This window comes from Marmoricola sp. OAE513, assembly GCF_040546585.1.
GTDB lineage: Bacteria > Actinomycetota > Actinomycetes > Propionibacteriales > Nocardioidaceae > Marmoricola.
The window spans coordinates 2,065,217-2,080,932 of sequence record NZ_JBEPOC010000001.1 but is presented as its reverse complement, the minus strand read 5'-3'; the positions used below and the strand labels follow the sequence as shown (position 1 = coordinate 2,080,932).

General features: G+C 70.0%; 15 protein-coding genes. 12 read left to right on the top strand and 3 right to left on the bottom strand.

Annotated elements, in window-relative coordinates; all coding sequences use genetic code 11:
• The first annotated feature begins 45 nt into the window (after window positions 1–45).
• Both ABIE44_RS10505 and ABIE44_RS10500 read left to right on the top strand, forming a co-directional pair.
• A complete protein-coding gene (locus ABIE44_RS10505) occupies window positions 46–852 on the top strand; it encodes an SDR family oxidoreductase (protein WP_354437988.1) in 807 nt (268 codons plus the stop codon).
• A 78-nt stretch (window positions 853–930) separates the two neighbouring features.
• Window positions 931–2,436 (top strand): PQQ-binding-like beta-propeller repeat protein, encoded by a 1,506-nt coding sequence (locus ABIE44_RS10500; RefSeq protein WP_209718410.1) that lies wholly within the window; start codon window positions 931–933, stop codon window positions 2,434–2,436.
• Window positions 2,437–2,663: 227 nt separating this feature from the next.
• On the opposite strand, the gene ABIE44_RS10495 is transcribed toward ABIE44_RS10500, so the two are convergent.
• Genes ABIE44_RS10495 through pdhA form a run of 3 tightly spaced genes read right to left on the bottom strand, consistent with a single transcriptional unit; the run spans window position 2,664 to window position 6,216 of the window.
• Window positions 2,664–4,064: a dihydrolipoamide acetyltransferase family protein gene (locus ABIE44_RS10495; RefSeq protein ID WP_209718413.1), complete on the bottom strand. Its 1,401-nt coding sequence runs from the start codon at window positions 4,062–4,064 to the stop codon at window positions 2,664–2,666.
• 35 nt (window positions 4,065–4,099) lie between these two features.
• Window positions 4,100–5,086, bottom strand: coding sequence for an alpha-ketoacid dehydrogenase subunit beta (locus tag ABIE44_RS10490; RefSeq protein WP_209718417.1), 987 nt, complete (start codon window positions 5,084–5,086; stop codon window positions 4,100–4,102).
• On the bottom strand, window positions 5,083–6,216 hold the full coding sequence (pdhA, locus tag ABIE44_RS10485; RefSeq protein WP_209718420.1) for a pyruvate dehydrogenase (acetyl-transferring) E1 component subunit alpha: 1,134 nt from the start codon (window positions 6,214–6,216) through the stop codon (window positions 5,083–5,085). Before pdhA ends, ABIE44_RS10490 begins: the two co-directional genes overlap by 4 nt.
• Window positions 6,217–6,460: 244 nt before the next feature.
• Here pdhA and ABIE44_RS10480 point away from each other — a divergent pair, with 244 nt between their 5' ends.
• The 10 genes from ABIE44_RS10480 (at window position 6,461) to ABIE44_RS10435 (ending at window position 15,697) form a co-directional block, all read left to right on the top strand.
• Complete coding sequence (locus ABIE44_RS10480; RefSeq protein WP_209718423.1) at window positions 6,461–7,423, top strand: EamA family transporter; 963 nt, start codon at window positions 6,461–6,463, stop codon at window positions 7,421–7,423.
• 135 nt (window positions 7,424–7,558) lie between these two features.
• Window positions 7,559–8,275 carry a hypothetical protein gene (locus ABIE44_RS10475; protein ID WP_209718425.1) on the top strand — a complete coding sequence of 239 codons (717 nt, stop codon included), beginning with the start codon at window positions 7,559–7,561 and terminating at the stop codon, window positions 8,273–8,275.
• On the top strand, window positions 8,272–8,886 hold the full coding sequence (locus tag ABIE44_RS10470; RefSeq protein WP_209718441.1) for a hypothetical protein: 615 nt from the start codon (window positions 8,272–8,274) through the stop codon (window positions 8,884–8,886). Before ABIE44_RS10475 ends, ABIE44_RS10470 begins: the two co-directional genes overlap by 4 nt.
• Window positions 8,883–10,334, top strand: a complete 1,452-nt coding sequence (locus tag ABIE44_RS10465) for a response regulator (RefSeq protein WP_209718444.1) — start codon at window positions 8,883–8,885, stop codon at window positions 10,332–10,334. The genes ABIE44_RS10470 and ABIE44_RS10465 overlap by 4 nt, the downstream gene beginning before the upstream one ends.
• A 364-nt stretch (window positions 10,335–10,698) precedes the next feature.
• Entirely contained in the window at window positions 10,699–11,673 is a 975-nt protein-coding gene (locus ABIE44_RS10460) for an EamA family transporter (protein WP_209718448.1), read from the top strand.
• A 28-nt stretch (window positions 11,674–11,701) separates the two neighbouring features.
• Complete coding sequence (locus tag ABIE44_RS10455; protein WP_209718450.1) at window positions 11,702–12,082, top strand: phage holin family protein; 381 nt, start codon at window positions 11,702–11,704, stop codon at window positions 12,080–12,082.
• A gap of 4 nt (window positions 12,083–12,086) precedes the next feature.
• Entirely contained in the window at window positions 12,087–12,569 is a 483-nt protein-coding gene (locus tag ABIE44_RS10450) for a low molecular weight protein-tyrosine-phosphatase (protein WP_209718453.1), read from the top strand.
• Window positions 12,570–12,624: 55 nt separating this feature from the next.
• Window positions 12,625–13,485 carry a fructosamine kinase family protein gene (locus tag ABIE44_RS10445; protein WP_209718456.1) on the top strand — a complete coding sequence of 287 codons (861 nt, stop codon included), beginning with the start codon at window positions 12,625–12,627 and terminating at the stop codon, window positions 13,483–13,485.
• 54 nt (window positions 13,486–13,539) lie between these two features.
• Window positions 13,540–14,244 carry a response regulator transcription factor gene (locus ABIE44_RS10440; protein ID WP_209718460.1) on the top strand — a complete coding sequence of 235 codons (705 nt, stop codon included), beginning with the start codon at window positions 13,540–13,542 and terminating at the stop codon, window positions 14,242–14,244.
• A gap of 19 nt (window positions 14,245–14,263) precedes the next feature.
• Window positions 14,264–15,697 (top strand): sensor histidine kinase, encoded by a 1,434-nt coding sequence (locus ABIE44_RS10435; RefSeq protein ID WP_354437987.1) that lies wholly within the window; start codon window positions 14,264–14,266, stop codon window positions 15,695–15,697.
• Window positions 15,698–15,716 lie beyond the last annotated feature (19 nt).

Genomic DNA, 15,716 nt, shown 5'->3' with positions numbered 1-15,716 from the left:
GGTCAGCACCTAGACACTAGAACCTGTTTCAGTTTCACTAGGCGCGTGAGTACCTACGTGATCAGCGGCGCCGCCTCCGGGATCGGCGCGGCGACCAAGAACCGGCTCGAGCGCGACGGACACCGGGTGATCGGCATCGACCTGCGCAACGCGGACGTCGAGGCCGACCTGAGCACGCCGGCGGGTCGCGTGGAGGCGGTCCGCCAGGTGACCGAGCTGTCGCCGGACGGCATCGACGGCCTGGTGCCGTGTGCCGGGATCGCCGGCTTCACCGGCACGGACCCAGCGCTGCTGATTTCGGTCAACTACTTCGGAGCGGTCGCGCTGGCCGCGGGGCTCAAGCCGTTGCTCGACCTGCGCGACGCCGGATCGGTCGTCCTGATCGCGTCGAACTCGGTGACGTGCCAGCCGGGCTGGGCCGCCGACGACATCGTCGCCGCGCTCCTCGCCGATGACGAGGACACCGCCCGGCGTCTGGCGACCGAGCACGAGGCGGTGAACCTGTACCCGGTCTCGAAGTTCGCGCTCGCCAGCTGGGCCCGCAGGGAGTCCGTCAAGCCGGAGTGGGGCGGCCGCGGGATCCGGATCAACTCCATCGCGCCGGGACTGATCGCCACCCCGATGACCGACGAGCTGCGCAAGGACCCCGTGTTCGGCCCGTTCGCCGACGTCTACCCGAACGCGATGGGCCGGCCGGGCAGGGCCGAGGAGGTCGCCGCACTGATCGCCTTCCTGCTCTCGCCCGACTCGAGCCTGATCATCGGCACCATGATCCTGGTCGACGGCGGCACCGACGCGATCCTCAACGTCGTCCCGCCCCGCAGCGACGAGCGGACGACGTTCCCGTCCTGACACCGTTGTAACAACAGGCTTTGTTAAAAGGAGCCTCCGGGCCCGTACCCTCGGGCCGTTCCAGCCGTTGGAGATGACATGAACCGCCCTCGCCTCGCCGCTGTCGCCCTGCTCGCCTCGATCGCGGTGCTGGTGCCCGCACAGATCGGCGCTGCCAACGGCCAGCTGCCGATCCCGGCGTTGCCGACGGACTTCCTCACCCAGCCCTTCACCGGCACCGCGGTCACCGCCAACCCGCTCCCGCACGAGGCGATCAAGCAGAACCCGCACCTCGCCGCCAACGGCACCAACTCGATGCACAACGACGCCTACGCCTCGGACGCCTACGAGGGACTGGGGCCGCTGGGGCACAAGCTCAAGGCACGGTCCGCCTGGTACGGCGTGTCCGAGTGCGCAACCGTCGCGTTCGACTCCCGCGGCCGGATGGTCGGCCTCTGCGGGGATCTGGGCGGATTCAAGATGCGGCTGATCAACCCGACCAAGCTGACCACGATCGGGTCCGACCTCACGACCTCGAAGCGCAACCTGCTCACCCTGCAGAACCCCTTCACCGACATCTGCGGCGGCACCTACTTCTCGCTCGACGACAACGACGTGGCCTACGTGCTGACGATCGACAAGCAGGTGTGGAAGGTCCGCGTCGACGAGGCCGGTTTCACCAAGCTCGGCAGCTTCGACGCGTCCCCCAAGATGGCTGCTGACGACTGCATGGTCGCCACGCTGCCCGACTGGGACGGCAACATCTTCTACGTCACCCAGAAGGGCCAGGTCGGCGTCATCAACCCGGAGACTGGTTCGATCAAGACCATGCAGTTCCCGGCCGGCGAGGGCATCTACAACTCGATCTCCGGCGACGAGTCCGGCGCGATCTACATCGTGACCGACCACAAGCTGTACGCCGTCGAAGCCGACGCCTCCGGGCAGCCACGCACCCGGTGGGAAGCCGCCTACGACCGGGGCACCCAGCAGAAGTCCGGCCAGCTCTCGCAGGGTTCGGGTACCACTGTGACGGTGATCGGCGACGACCTGGTCGCGATCACCGACAACGCCGAGCCGCGGATGAACGTGCTGTTCTACAAGCGCGACGGCGCCAACCCGGGACAGCTGCTCTGCAAGGTCCCGGTCTTCGGGGCCGGCGCCTCGGACACCGAGAACAGCCTCATCTACGCCGGAGGCCTGCCGAACGGGCCGCGATCGGTGATCGTCGAGAACAACTACGGCTACGAAGGTGTCCAGAGCACCATGTTCGGCGCCACCTCGACCGGCGGTGTCGCCAAGGTCTCGATCAACCCCGACAACTCGTGCCAGGTCGACTGGACCAACCCGATCGTCTCGCCGACCCCGGTCCCGAAGGTGTCGCTGGCAGCAGGTCTGCTCTACGTCTACGCCAAGCCGAAGTCGAACTTCCTGGACGACTCCTGGTACTTCACGGCCATCGACGTCCGCACCGGTGCGACGAAGTGGCAGCAGCGCACGGGCAACGGCATCCAGTGGAACAACCACTACGCCGCGATCTACCTCGGCCCCGACGGGACGGCGTACATGCCGACCCTGACCGGGATGATCAGCTTCAAGGACTCGTGACACCGCACACCAGCGCGTGACCTGCCCCGCCCTCCGTCGTTGGAGGTATGGCGGCGGGACACCTGCACCGTGACCCGTCGGAGAAGCGTGGGGATTCCGGTCCTCCGCGTTCAGCACCTGGTTCGGGGGAACAGGGCGCCGTTCGCGGAGGGCCGGTTCACGCTTTTCCGAGTTGTGTGCCTCAGCGCGTCGTCCGCGACGCGCTGAGGCACACAACTCTCCCGGGCCTAGAAGAGCAGCGCGGCGGCCGGGTCCTCCATCATCGAGGCGACGTCGGCGAGGAACCTCGACCCGCTCTCGCCGTCCACGTGCCGGTGGTCGAAGGACAGCGTCAGCGTGCACACGTCACGCACCTCGATCGACTCGTTGCCGTCGCCGTCGGTGACGACCCAGGGCTGCCGCTTCGTCGCACCGAAGCAGAGGATCGCCGACTCCCCCGGGTTGATGATCGGGGTGCCCCCGTCGATGCCGAAGACGCCGACGTTGGTGATCGTGAAGGTGCCGCCGGCCATCTCGGCCGGCTGCGTCTTCCCCTCGCGGGCGACGGTGGTCAGGTCGCCGAGCGCGCCGGCCAGCTCGAGGAGCGAGAGCGAGTCGGCGTCCTTGATGTTGGGCACCACCAGACCACGGGGCGTGGCCGCCGCGATGCCGAGGTTCACGTAGCTCTTGAACACGACCTCCTGCGCGGCGTCGTCCCAGGTCGAGTTGATCACCGGCGTACGGCGCATCGCGCGGATGCAGGCGGCCGCCAGGATCAGCAGCGGCGAGACCTTGATGTCGGCGAACTCGCGGCGCCCGCGCAGCCGTTCGACAAACTGGCTGGTCCGCGTGACGTCGAGGGTCACCCACTCCGTGACGTGCGGTGCGGTGAAGGCGGACGCCACCATCGCGGCGCCCATCATCTTGCGGACACCCTTGATGGGTTCGCGGTACTCCCGGTCACCCGTCGCCGTGGGGCCCCCACTCGTCGAGCGGCCCCCGGTCGTCGAGCCCGTCGGGACGTCCTGAGCCGCCACGCCCACCGCCGCCTCCACGTCCGACCGCGACACCGAGCCGCCGGGTCCCGTCGCGCGGCAGGTCGTCAGGTCGACGCCCAGGTCGCGGGCGAGCTTGCGGACCGGGGGTTTGGCGAGCACGTGGACGGGGGTGTGTGCGCGGGAGGCGGGCGTCTCGACAGGCTCGACGACCGAGGGGGCGGCCACCGTGGTCGCCGAGGCCGCCAGGCGCTTCCTCCGTACGGCGCCACGCTCGGCCTTGTTGCGGCCGACCAGAGACTCGCCCTCGACCCGGCCGGTGGCGGCAGGGTTCGACAGGTCGAGCGTCTCGGCAGGCTCGCCGACCGGGGAGCCAGGCTCGACGACCGGGGAGCCAGGCTCGACGACCGGGGAGGCGACCCCGTCGTTGATCCTGATGATCGGCGTCCCGACCTCGACGGTCATGCCCTCCTCGACCAGCAGCGCCTCCACGACGCCGGCGTACGGGGAGGGAAGCTCGACCAAGGACTTGGCCGTCTCGATCTCCACGACGATGTCGTTGATCTTGATCTCGTCGCCGACCTGGACCTTCCAGGTGACGATCTCGGCCTCGGTGAGACCCTCGCCCACGTCGGGCAGCAGGTAGTCGCTCATCCTCGGTCCTCGCTTCGCTCGTTCACGTCAGCTCCTCAGAACTCGAAGGTGCGGTCGACGGCGTCGAGGATCCGGTCCAGGTCGGGCAGGTAGTCCTCCTCGATCCGCGACGGCGGGTACGGGGTGTCGTAGCTGCCGACCCGGAGCACGGGTGCCTCCAGCGAGTAGAAGCACGACTCGGCCAGCCGGGCAGCGATCTCCGCCCCCATGCCGAGGTTGCGGTGCGCCTCGTGCGCGACCACGGCGCGACCGGTGCGACGGATCGACTCCTCGGCCGGACCGAGGTCCAACGGGGAGAGCGACCGCAGGTCGATGACCTCGATCGAGCGCCCTTCGAGCGCGGCCGCCTCGGCGACCTTCAAGCAGGTCTTCACCATCGGTCCGTAGGCGAGCAGCGTCAGGTCCGAACCCGGCCGCGCGACCGTCGAGGTGAACAGCGGCGCGATGTCGGACATCTCGGCTCCCTCATTCACCTCGACCTTGTCGGCGTGGTACTGCCGCTTGGGCTCGAGGAAGATCACCGGGTCGTCCGAGGCGATCGCCTGCTGGATCATGAAGTAGCCGTCCACCGGGTTCGAGCAGGTGACGACCTTGAGGCCCGGCGTGTGCGCGAACTGCGCCTCCGGTGACTCCGAGTGGTGCTCGACCGCGCCGATGCCGCCGCCGTACGGGATCCGGATGACCAGCGGCATCGTGACCATCCCGCGGGTGCGGAAGTGCATCTTCGCGACCTGGCTGACGATCTGGTCGTACGCCGGGTAGACGAACCCGTCGAACTGGATCTCGCAGACCGGCCGGTAGCCGCGCATCGCCATGCCGACCGCGGTGCCGATGATCCCGGACTCGGCCAGCGGGCTGTCGAGCACGCGGTCCTCGCCGAAGTCCTTCTGCAACCCGTCGGTGATCCGGAAGACTCCGCCGAGCCTGCCGACGTCCTCCCCCATCAGCAGAACCTTGTCGTCCTTCTCCATGGCGGCGCGCAGTCCGGCGTTCAACGCCTTCGCCAACGTCATCCTCGTCATGCCACGACCTCCGCGAACGAGTCGCGGTAGGCCACGAAGTCCGCCCGCTGCCGGGCGAGCTCCGGGGTCTGCTCGGCGTACACGTGGTCGAACATCCCGACGGGGTCAGGATCCGGCAGCGCCTTGCACCCCTCTCGCAACCGGTGGCCCAGCTCGTCGGCCTCCTCGTCGACGTCGGCGAACCACTCCGGAGCAGCCAGGCCGTTGCGGCTCAGGTACACCCGCACCCGCGCGATCGGGTCCTTCAGCTTCCAGTGCTCGACGTCGTCGCTCGTGCGGTAGCGCGTCGGGTCGTCGGTCGTCGTGTGCGCTCCCATCCGGTAGGTGAACGCCTCGATCAGCATGGGCCCCTCACCGTCGCGGGCCCGCTGCAGCGCAGCCCGGGTGACCGCATTGACCGCGAGCACGTCGTTGCCGTCGACCCGGACACCCGGGAACCCGAAGCCGCTGGCCCGCTGGTAGAGCGGGATCCGGCTCTGCCGTTCGCTGCCCGCCGAGATCGCCCACTGGTTGTTCTGGCAGAGGAAGACCACCGGCGCGTTGTACGACGCCGCGAAGACCATCGCCTCGCTGACGTCACCCTGGGAGGACGCACCGTCACCGAAGTAGACGCCGACGGCGGTGTCGCGCTCCGGGTCGCCCGTGCCGACCAGGCCATCGCGCTGCACCCCCATCGCGTAGCCGGTGGCGTGCAGCGTCTGCGCGCCGATCACCACGGTGTAGTTGGCGAAGTTGTACTCGGCCGGGTCCCAGCCGCCGTGCTCGCTGCCGCGCCACAGGGTGAGCACCTGGAGCGGGTCGAGACCGCGGCACCAGGCGACGCCGTGCTCGCGGTAGGTCGGGAAGACGAAGTCCTGCGGCGCGAACGCGCGACCGGACCCGATCTGCGCCGCCTCCTGACCGAGCAGCTGGGCCCACAGCCCGAGCTCGCCGTGCCGCTGCAGCGCAGTCGACTCGGTGTCGATCCGGCGGGTCAGGAGCATGTCGCGGTAGAACCCGCGGATCACCTCCGCCTCGTCGGTACCGTCCGGCACCGCGAAGGCGTAGTCCGGGTGATCGACGCGTTCGCCCTCGGGCGTCAGCAGCTGGACGAGGTCAGGCTCGGGGTGCACAGGGTCGTTCAGGCCCATTCGACTTCTCCTGAGGATCAGCGACGACCGGGGTTTCCGCTCGACGCGTCGGCAGTTCTGGTCCGGATGCCCCGTACATCGGTGGCGCACGAGGTGTGATCCAGACCACGTGTCCCCCTCACCGTAACCGGGCCGGGTGCCGGGAGACGAACCAACCCGTCGGTAACCTTTCTTCTGTCTACCTACTGTCGCCCCGCCGGGAATTCACGTGCGTGCCGACGACCCGGTGCGGCATGGTGATCCGGTGACCGCGACCCCGACCGTGCCTGCGCGAGCAGCCGCAGCAGCCGGGCTGGTCATCACCGCGCTGGTGATCGTGTACGTGGTCTGGGGTTCGACGTACCTGGCGATCCGGGTGGTCGTCGAGGAGGCGCCGCCGCTGACCGGCATGGGCGCGCGCTACCTCGTCGCGGCGGTCCTGCTCGGACTGCTGCTGGCGCTGCTCGGGCGCGGGCAGGGCGGCTGGCGACGACTTCTGGTCACCCGGCGCCAGCTCCTGGGGTGCGCCACCCTCGGCCTGCTGCTCCCGGTCCTGGGCAACGGTCTCGTGTCCGTCGGCGAGGACGAAGGAGCCCCGTCCGGCGTCACGGCCCTGCTGATCGCGATCGCCCCGCTGGTCATCGCGGTGCTGCGGTTCTCCGCCGGCGATCGCCCCCGTCCGTTGAGCGTGCTGGGCATCGTCCTCGGGATGGCCGGCCTCTGCTACCTGGTGTTGGCCGGGCGTGCCGGGGCGGCTGACGAGCACGTGCCGTTCTTCGCTGCCTGCATCGTGCTGTTCGCCAGCATGTGCTGGGCGTTCGGCTCCTGGGTCCAGCCGAAGCTCCCGCTGCCCGAGGACGCGTTCGTGATGACCGTCCACGAGATGTGGACCGGCGGCGCGATCCTCCTCGTCGCGGGGCTGGTGCGCGGCGAACGTCCCGACCCGTTCAGCTACTCGGCCGACACCTGGCTGGCCTGGGGCTACCTGGTGGTGTTCGGGTCGATGGTCGCGTTCTCGGCGTACGTCTGGCTCCTCGGCAACGCCCCGATCTCGCTGGTCGCGACCTACGCCTACGTGAACCCCGTGGTCGCGGTGGTCCTGGGATACCTGATCCTCGACGAGCCGGTCACCGGTGCGATCCTGGTCGGCGGAGCGGTGATCGTCGTGGCGGTGGCGATCGTCATCACGGCGGAGCGGGTGCGCACCCCCACCGAGGCGAACGCCTGACCCGATCGGACTATGTCCGGTTTAGCCATTTCGGCATTCTTTCGCATGATCTGGTCCGTTAGTCCCTTTCCGGACTACCCTGAACGCAGGGGCCGCCGCATCGGGGGATGTGCGGTGGTGGGAAAGAGGGAACCGATGAACGTGCTGTCGGTCGGTGCGGGCTCGCTCGCGCACGGCGTGCACTACGCCGTCCTGGTGATCGGCCTGCTGGGCCTGGGAGTGCTCCTGGGGCCGCAGCTGGTCGGAGGACGGCGGCTCCAGCCACCCCGCGACGAGCACGAGGGTCGCGTCGCCGAGCTGCACCGTCAGATCGCTTCCGGTTCGCTCGGCGTCGCCACGGTGGCGCCGCCGCTGGTCTTCTCGACCGTGCGCCGAGCGACCGGCGCCGCACTGCTGCCGATCGCCGTGATCAGCTCGACGGCCGCGTCCGGCGTGCACGCCGCGATGGGGCCGGCGCACTTCCGCGAGCTCCCGCTCTTCGGTCTGTTCTTCGCCTTCTCGGCGATCGCGCAGATCCTCTGGTCCGTCGCCGTCGTGCTGACGCCGTCGCGCAGGCTGCTTCTCGTCGGCCTGGTCGGCAACGCCGCCGTCGTCGCGCTCTGGGCCGCGACCCGCACCGTCGGGCTTCCGCTCGGTCTGATGCCGACCCCTGAGGCTCTCGGTCCCTGGGACCTGGCCTGCGCCGGCTGGGAGATCGCTGTCGTCGTCGCGTGCGTCCGGATGCTCCGGCTCGGCCGCGCGGTCGACCTGCGGTTGTCTTCCTTCGACTTCTGGCCCCGCTCGGCGTGCGCCTGGATGATCGCCTCCTCGGTCCTCCTCGGGGCCCTCACGGTGAGCGGGGCCGGAGCATGACGTCCTGGCAGATCGGTATGGCCTGCAACGCCGTCATCATGGTCGCGTACTTCCTGATCACCCTCGCGATCGTCGTCCCGCTGGCGAAGAGCCACCAGCTGCGGACCAACCCGCTCGGCGCCGCCACCGGCGCGATCTTCTTCACCTGCTCGGTCCACCACGGTGCGCACGCCCTGCACATGCTGCTCCCGACCTTCGGGATCAGCGACACCCAGGGACTCGCGATGCGGACGGCCTGGGGCTGGCCGCTGGCGATCTGGGACGTCGTCGGCGCGCTCACCGCGATGTACTACTGGACCCTGCGCCGCAACTACTCCTCGCTGATGCACGGCGCCCAGCTCTTCGACGACCTGCGCCAGCGCGAGCGTCAGGCCCTCGAGCTCAACGACACCGTGCTGCAGGGACTGGTCGTCGCCAAGATGGCCCTCGACCTCAACCAGCCGGGCCGCTCTCAGGAGGCGCTGACGTCCTCCATCGCCGCAGCGAGCCGGATCATCACCGACCTCCTCGGGTCCGCCGAGAGCGGGCACGGCCTCGTCCGCAGTGCTCCTGCCGCTCTCGACATCCCTGAGCCGACCACCTCACCTGCAGAAACGAGCACCCGCGAATGACCTCCGAGATGGTGCAGACCGACACGCTGCGCGTCGTGATCGTCGACGACACCGCCGACCTCCGCGAGCTGCTGCGCTTCGCCCTGATCCGGGGCGGCATGACCGTGGTCGGCGAGGCCGGCGACGGCCAGGCCGGCATCGAGATGGTTCGCGAGACCGTCCCGGACATCGTGCTGCTCGACCTCTCGATGCCGGTGATGGACGGGCTCGAGGCGTTGCCGCACATCCGCGCGCTCGCCCCGGAGGCACGCATCATCGTGCTGTCGGGCTTCGAGGCCGCGCAGATGGCCGAGCGCGCCATGGCGACCGGTGCCGACGGCTACCTGCAGAAGGGCACCTCGCTGGGGCGCATCCTCGACACCATCCGCGACATCGTCGACGGCCGCCCGATCGGGCCAGTCCCCGTCGACACCTCGACGCGCATCTCGTTGGCGCCCACGACGTCGCGGCCCCGTGTCGCGCCGGCGCCGGTGGTCGAGCCGTCCGCGCTGGACGCCTTGTCCCTGGCACCGTTCGGTGTCATCGAGGTACGCGCTGAGCCGCCGTACCGGCTGGTCTCCATCAACGAGGCCGCCCGCGCGATCATCGACGCCGAGGCCCGGGTCGGCGAACCCCTGCACAGCATCAACCCGGAGATCGCCGCTGCGATCGTCAACACCAGGCTGACCGGTGACGTCGAGTTCGAGGCGACCCTGCACGACAGCCCGATCCAGGTCACCCTGCGGCACAGCGCGACGTCGCTGCTGCTCTACCTCCAGGAGATCGGCGAGGCGCTCGGTCAGGTGCGCAACGCGATCGCCACGACCGCGCACGAGATCCGCGGTCCGGTCGCCGTGCTCTGCGCGATCACCGAGACGCTCCTCGAGGACGACCTCGAGCAGGTGCACGTCGACCGCATGCTGCACTCGATCTCACGGCAGGCCCGCCTGCTCGACGGCATCACGGGCGACCTGCTGGTGGCCGCCCAGGTCCAGCGCGGCACCTTGCGCATCGACAGCCAGGACATCGACCCGGCCGTCGTCGTCGAGGCGGTGATCGAGGACCAGCCGCTGCACACCTCCCTCGTCGAGGTCAGCGATCGGCGCTGGATCCGCGCCGACCCGCTGCGGCTCCAGCAGATGCTCGGCAACCTCATCTCCAACGCCCACAAGTACGGCGAGCCACCGGTCCGCATCCGGATCCGGCCGAGCACCGAGCACGACTGCCTGGTCTGCATCGACGTCGAGGACCAGGGCAGCGGCGTGCCGGAGGAGTTCCGGCCGCACCTGTTCCGCGAGTTCTCCCGTGCCGGTGGCACCGCCAAGGTCGGCACCGGCCTGGGCCTGCACGTCGTGCAGACGCTCGCGCAGGGGCAGGGCGGACTGATCTCCTACGCACCCGGGCGCAGCGGCGGGTCGGTCTTCACGCTGAGCCTCCCCGAGGCGCTGCACCGCAACGACGAGCGCTGAGGCGACGAGCTGCCAAGCAGACGAACGCGCCGCGTGCCCGGGAGCTCCCACTCCCGGGCACGCGCCTTTCCGAAGCCGCGTTGGAGCGTTTCAGTGACGGCCGTGCACCATGGGGGGGTTGGCACTGACCGCCCGATCCAACGTCTGGGGGCTAGCTTCGGCGTCTGTGGTGCTCCCTCCCCTGGCGTCGCGGCTGCTGCTTGGGGTCACTAGATTGCAGGCGACCGGTCCGGCGCAAGAGGCGGCCTGCCCGGGCCTGCTGCTGGCCTAGCCCGGCCAGCCGCCCGGGTGACACCCGAAATCACCCGCAACCGGGACTCGCCCCGCCAAATCGCCCTCCCCGGCACGCCCCTAGAGTGGTCGGGTGACCCGTCGCAGCCCCACTCTCGGAGTCGGGCTGGTCGTCCTCGGGGCGACGCTGTTCACGGTCAACGCGGGCGTCTCGCGGGTGGCCCTGCGTGCCGGTGTCGACGCCGCGATGCTGACCTCGATCCGGGCGACCTTCACCTTCCTGATCCTGCTCGTCGTCGCCCTGGTGTTCCGCCGCAGCTCGCTGCAGCGTCCTACCGGCCGACTGCTCGTCCTCGTCCTCGCGCACGGCCTGGTCGGGGTCGCCGCACTGCAGTGGACCTACTTCGTGGCCATCGACCGGTTGCCCGTCGGGATGGCTCTGCTGCTCGAGTACCAGGCACCGATCCTCGTCGCGCTGTACGCGCGGGTGGTCCTGCGCGAGCAGGTCAGCAGGTCGCTCTGGGTGGGTCTCGTGCTCGCGGTCGGCGGTCTGGCCGCAGCGACGGAGGTCTGGCAGGGAGCAAAGTTCGACGGGCTCGGCGTGCTCGCCGGGCTCGCGGCTGCGGCGTGCTTCGCGGCGTACTTCGTGATCGGCGAGACGGCGATGTCCGGCGACGGCCCGAGGCTCGAGCCGCTCCAGCTGATCCTGTGGTCGTTCGGTGTCGCCACGGTCGCGCTCAACGTGGTCGTGCCGCTGACCGGGTTCGACACCGGCTCGCTGGGCGACCGGGTCTCGCTGCTCGGTCGTCTCGACGGCGGGCACCTGCCGTTGTGGGTGGTGCTGGGGTGGGTCGTGGTGATGGGCACGGTCATCCCGTTCTTCGCCGAGCTGTTCGCCCTCGGGTTCGTGCGGGCCACGACCGTCACGGTGATCGCGATGCTGGAGCCGATCGGCGTCTCCGCGCTCGGCTGGGCCTGGTTCGGGGAGTCCCTCGGCGTGGTCGCGGTCATCGGCTGCGTCGCCGTCGTGGCCGGCATCCTGGTCGCGCAGGCCGCCCGCAACGCCGACCCGGAGCACGTCCACGAAGCACCGCCGGCACTGACCTGACCTCCGGCCTGATCGCTAGGGTGAGGTCATGACGAAGTTCGTGATCTGGCTCATCGCCAACGCCCTCGCCGTCGGTGCGGCCGTCTGGCTCTTCGACGGGATCAGCCTCGCCGGGGCGGACACCGACACCGACAAGATCGTCTCCCTGGTCATCGTCGGCGCGATCTTCGGAGCGATCACCGGGTTCGTGCGCCCGGTCGTCAACCTGCTCGCCCTGCCCTTGATCGTGCTCACCCTGGGCCTGATGCTGTTCGTGACCAACGGGCTGATGCTGCTCCTGACCAGCAAGGTCGCCGACACCTTCGGGCTGCACTTCCACGTGGACGGCTTCTGGACCGCGGTCTTCGGCGCCATCGTGATCTCGATCGCCGGCGTCATCGTGAACGCGATCCTCCCCGAGACCAGCTGACCCGTTGAAGATCGCCGTCGTCTGCCTCGGCAACATCTGCCGCTCCCCCACCGCCGACGTCGTCCTGAACGCTCGCCTCGCCGAGGCCGGGCTCGACGACCGGGTCACCGTCGAGAGCTGCGGCACCGGTGGCTGGCACGTCGGCGAACCGATGGATTCCCGGACCGCCGCCGTGCTCACCGATGCCGGGTACGACGCGAGCCGGCACCGGGCGCGGCAGTTCGGGCCGTCGTGGTTCGACCACGACCTGATCCTGGTGATGGACTCCAGCAACGAGGCGGACGTCCTCGACCAGCTGCCGACCGGGCTCCACGACCGGGTGCACCTGTTCCGCGAGTGGGATCCCGAGGTCGTTCCGGGCGGCGCGGTGCCCGACGTGCCGGATCCCTGGTACGGCGGTACCCAGGGCTTCCGCGAGGTCCTCGCGACGGTGGAGCGGACCTCCGACGCACTGGTCGCCGAGCTCGAAGCCCGCCTGGGCGACTGAGTCAATCCCCGCCCCAGGGCTGGTCACGTCACCAGCCGAGGGCAAGGATGACCGTATGACCCGGATGAGGACGGTCGCAGAGCGCGCCGAGCAGCTGCTCGGAGCCGCGGTCGTGTCCACCTCCCCGGTCGCCGGCGGCGACACCTGTACGTCGACACGCCTCCGCCTGAGCGACGGCCGCTCGGCCCTGATGAAGACCCGGGCGCACGCACCCGTCGGCTTCTTCGAGTCCGAGGCCCGCAGCCTGGAGTGGCTGGCCGAGGCCGGGGCCGCTCCGGTTGCTGAGGTGCTCGGCGTCCAGGAGGACTGCCTGATCCTCGGCTGGATCGAGCCGACCAGGCCGTCCCCGGAGGCGGCGACCGAGTTCGGACGTGCGCTCGCCGCCCTGCACTCCTCAGTGGTCGCAGAGTTCGGCGCCGAGGCCGACGGCTTCATCGGCGTGCTGCCGCTGCCCAACAAGCCGGCCCCGACGTGGCCGGAGTTCTTCGCCGTCCGCCGGATCCTGCCGTACCTGCGGCTGTGCACCGACCGCGGCCAGATCTCTCCGGAGGACGCGAAAGCCGTCGACGGCGTCGTCCGCCGGATCGTCGACCTCGCCGGCCCGAGCGAGGAGCCGGTGCGCCTCCACGGCGACCTCTGGTCCGGCAACCTCGTCTGGAACGTCGAGCGGCACGCGGTGCTCATCGACCCGTGCGCGTACGGCGGTCACCGCGAGACCGACCTCGCCATGCTCGCGCTCTTCGGGATGCCCCAGCAGGCGCGCGTGCTGGCGGCGTACGAGGAGGCGAACCCGCTGGCCGACGGCTGGCAGGAGCGGCAACCGCTGCACCAGCTGTTCCCGCTGCTCGTCCACGCGGCCCTGTTCGGCGGCCGGTACGGCGGGCTGGCCGGCGACGCCGCGCGCAAGCTCCTCTGAGCCGTCGACCCCGAGTCTCAGCGCACTCTCAGCGGCTAGTGGCACTCTTGAGCCGTGAGTACTGACGCGAAGCCGCACGTCCTCGTCGTCGACGACGACCGCGCGGTCCGGGAGTCCCTGCGACGCTCGTTGGAGTTCAACGGCTACACCGTCTCGATGGCAGCCGACGGTGCCGAAGCGCTCGCCGGCATCAGCAGCATCAACCCGGACGCCGTCGTGATGGACGTGATGATGCCGCGGCTCGACGGCATCGAGACCACCAAAGCCCTGCGCTCGGTCGGCAACCACGTCCCGATCCTCGTGCTCACCGCCCGCGACGCCGTCGGCGACCGGGTCGAGGGCTTGGACGCCGGAGCTGACGACTACCTGACCAAGCCGTTCGCGCTCGACGAGCTGCTCGCGCGCCTGCGGGCGCTGCTCCGACGCGTCTCCACCGAGACCACCGAGCCCGACGAGCGCCTCGAGTTCGCGGACCTGACGATGGACCTGGCCTCGCGCGAGGTCGTCCGCGGCGGACGCTCGATGACCCTGACCCGGACCGAGTTCACCCTGCTCGAGCTGTTCCTGCGCCGACCGCGCCGCGTCCTCGAGCGCTCCTTCATCCTCGAGGAGGTCTGGGGTTTCGACTTCCCGACCACCGCGAACAGCCTCGAGGTCTACATCGGCTACCTGCGCCGCAAGACCGAGGCGGAGAACGAGCCGCGTCTCCTGCACACGGTGCGCGGGGTCGGCTACGTCCTGCGTGAAGAACCGACGTGAGCCCAGGAACGGACGCCGCGTGAGCAACGGCGACAAGACCACGGGCAGCGCCTGGACCGGCCTGCACTACCGGCGCTCGCTGGCCAGCAGGGTCACGTTGCTGACCACGGTCGCCGTGGGCTTCGCGGTCAGCGTGGTGGCGTTCGCGGCGTACGCGACCGTGCGCACGCAGACGATCAATTCGCTCGACGAGTCGCTGCGCTCACGGGCCAACCAGGCGGCTTCGCGCGACACCCTCGACGTGCTCGCCGAGCAGCGGATCCCGTCCTGGGCGCTCGGCGCCGCCGACGTGAAGATCATCTTCATCAACGCGAGCACCAACCCGGCGTTCCTGCAGAGCGCGGACACCAGCGACACCTTCGGCCTGGGCCGCACCGAGATCCGCGTCGCCCGCGGCCTGGAGGAGGACTCCGCGCGAACCGTGTACGCCGCGGGCGAGCGCTGGCGGGTGGTCGCGGTGAACGCCGGCGAGGACCAGGCCCTCGTGCTGGCGCAGTCGTTGGAGTCGACCGACCGGATGCTCGACCGGCTGGGTCTGGTGATGCTGCTCTTCGGCATCGCCGGCATGATCATCGCCGGCCTCGCCGGCTGGGCGGTGGCCCGCAACGGTCTGCGGCCCGTACGACGCCTGACCGCCTCCGTCGAGGCGATCGCGCGCACCCAGCGTCTCGAGCCGATCCCGATCGAGGGCAGCGACGAGGTCGCCCGGTTGGCGTCTGCCTTCAACGAGATGCTGCGCGCGCTCGCGGCTTCGCAGCACCGGCAACGACAGCTGGTCGCCGACGCCGGTCACGAGCTGCGGACGCCGCTGACGTCGCTGCGGACCAACCTCGACCTGCTGGTGCAGGCTGACGCGCAGGCAGGACTGTCGGCGGAGAGCCGGGCCGAGCTGCTCGACGACGTGCGTGGCCAGATCAACGAGATGACCACGCTCATCGGCGACCTCGTCGAGCTCGCCCGCGAGGAACCGGTCACCCCGACGGTCGAACCGGTCGAGCTCACCGCGGTGGTCCAGCAGGCGATCACCCGGGTACGCCGCCGCGCCGACATCGAATTCAACGTCCGGATGGCGCCCTGGTGGGTGACCGGCGACGCCGACGCGCTGGAGCGTGCGGTCACCAACCTGCTCGACAACGCGGCGAAGTGGAGCCCCGCCGGCGGGACCGTCACGGTCACGCTGCACGAGGGCACCCTCATGGTCGGCGACGAGGGCCCCGGCATCGCTCTGCAGGACCTGCCGCACGTCTTCGAACGCTTCTACCGCTCGACCGAGTCGCGCTCGATGCCCGGCTCGGGACTGGGTCTGTCGATCGTCCGGTCGGTGGCCGAACGGCACGGCGGCATCGTCCGCGCTGGCACCGGGCCGGGCGGCGGAGCCGGGTTCTGGTTCAGCGTCCCGGGCAGCTCGGTGCCCCCCACTGACAACGACCGGGAAGTCTTGGTCGGGTCGTAGGGACCTCAAAGCGTGCTCT

Excerpts from the sequence above, each read along its gene's own strand:
- ABIE44_RS10500 (WP_209718410.1), top strand. The coding sequence starts at position 931 with ATGAACCGCCCTCGCCTCGCCGCTGTCGCCCTGCTCGCCTCGATCGCG.
- ABIE44_RS10495 (WP_209718413.1), bottom strand. The coding sequence starts at position 4,064 with ATGAGCGACTACCTGCTGCCCGACGTGGGCGAGGGTCTCACCGAGGCC.
- ABIE44_RS10490 (WP_209718417.1), bottom strand. The coding sequence starts at position 5,086 with ATGACGAGGATGACGTTGGCGAAGGCGTTGAACGCCGGACTGCGCGCC.
- pdhA (WP_209718420.1), bottom strand. The coding sequence starts at position 6,216 with ATGGGCCTGAACGACCCTGTGCACCCCGAGCCTGACCTCGTCCAGCTG.
- ABIE44_RS10475 (WP_209718425.1), top strand. The coding sequence starts at position 7,559 with ATGAACGTGCTGTCGGTCGGTGCGGGCTCGCTCGCGCACGGCGTGCAC.
- ABIE44_RS10470 (WP_209718441.1), top strand. The coding sequence starts at position 8,272 with ATGACGTCCTGGCAGATCGGTATGGCCTGCAACGCCGTCATCATGGTC.
- ABIE44_RS10465 (WP_209718444.1), top strand. The coding sequence starts at position 8,883 with ATGACCTCCGAGATGGTGCAGACCGACACGCTGCGCGTCGTGATCGTC.
- ABIE44_RS10455 (WP_209718450.1), top strand. The coding sequence starts at position 11,702 with ATGACGAAGTTCGTGATCTGGCTCATCGCCAACGCCCTCGCCGTCGGT.
- ABIE44_RS10445 (WP_209718456.1), top strand. The coding sequence starts at position 12,625 with ATGACCCGGATGAGGACGGTCGCAGAGCGCGCCGAGCAGCTGCTCGGA.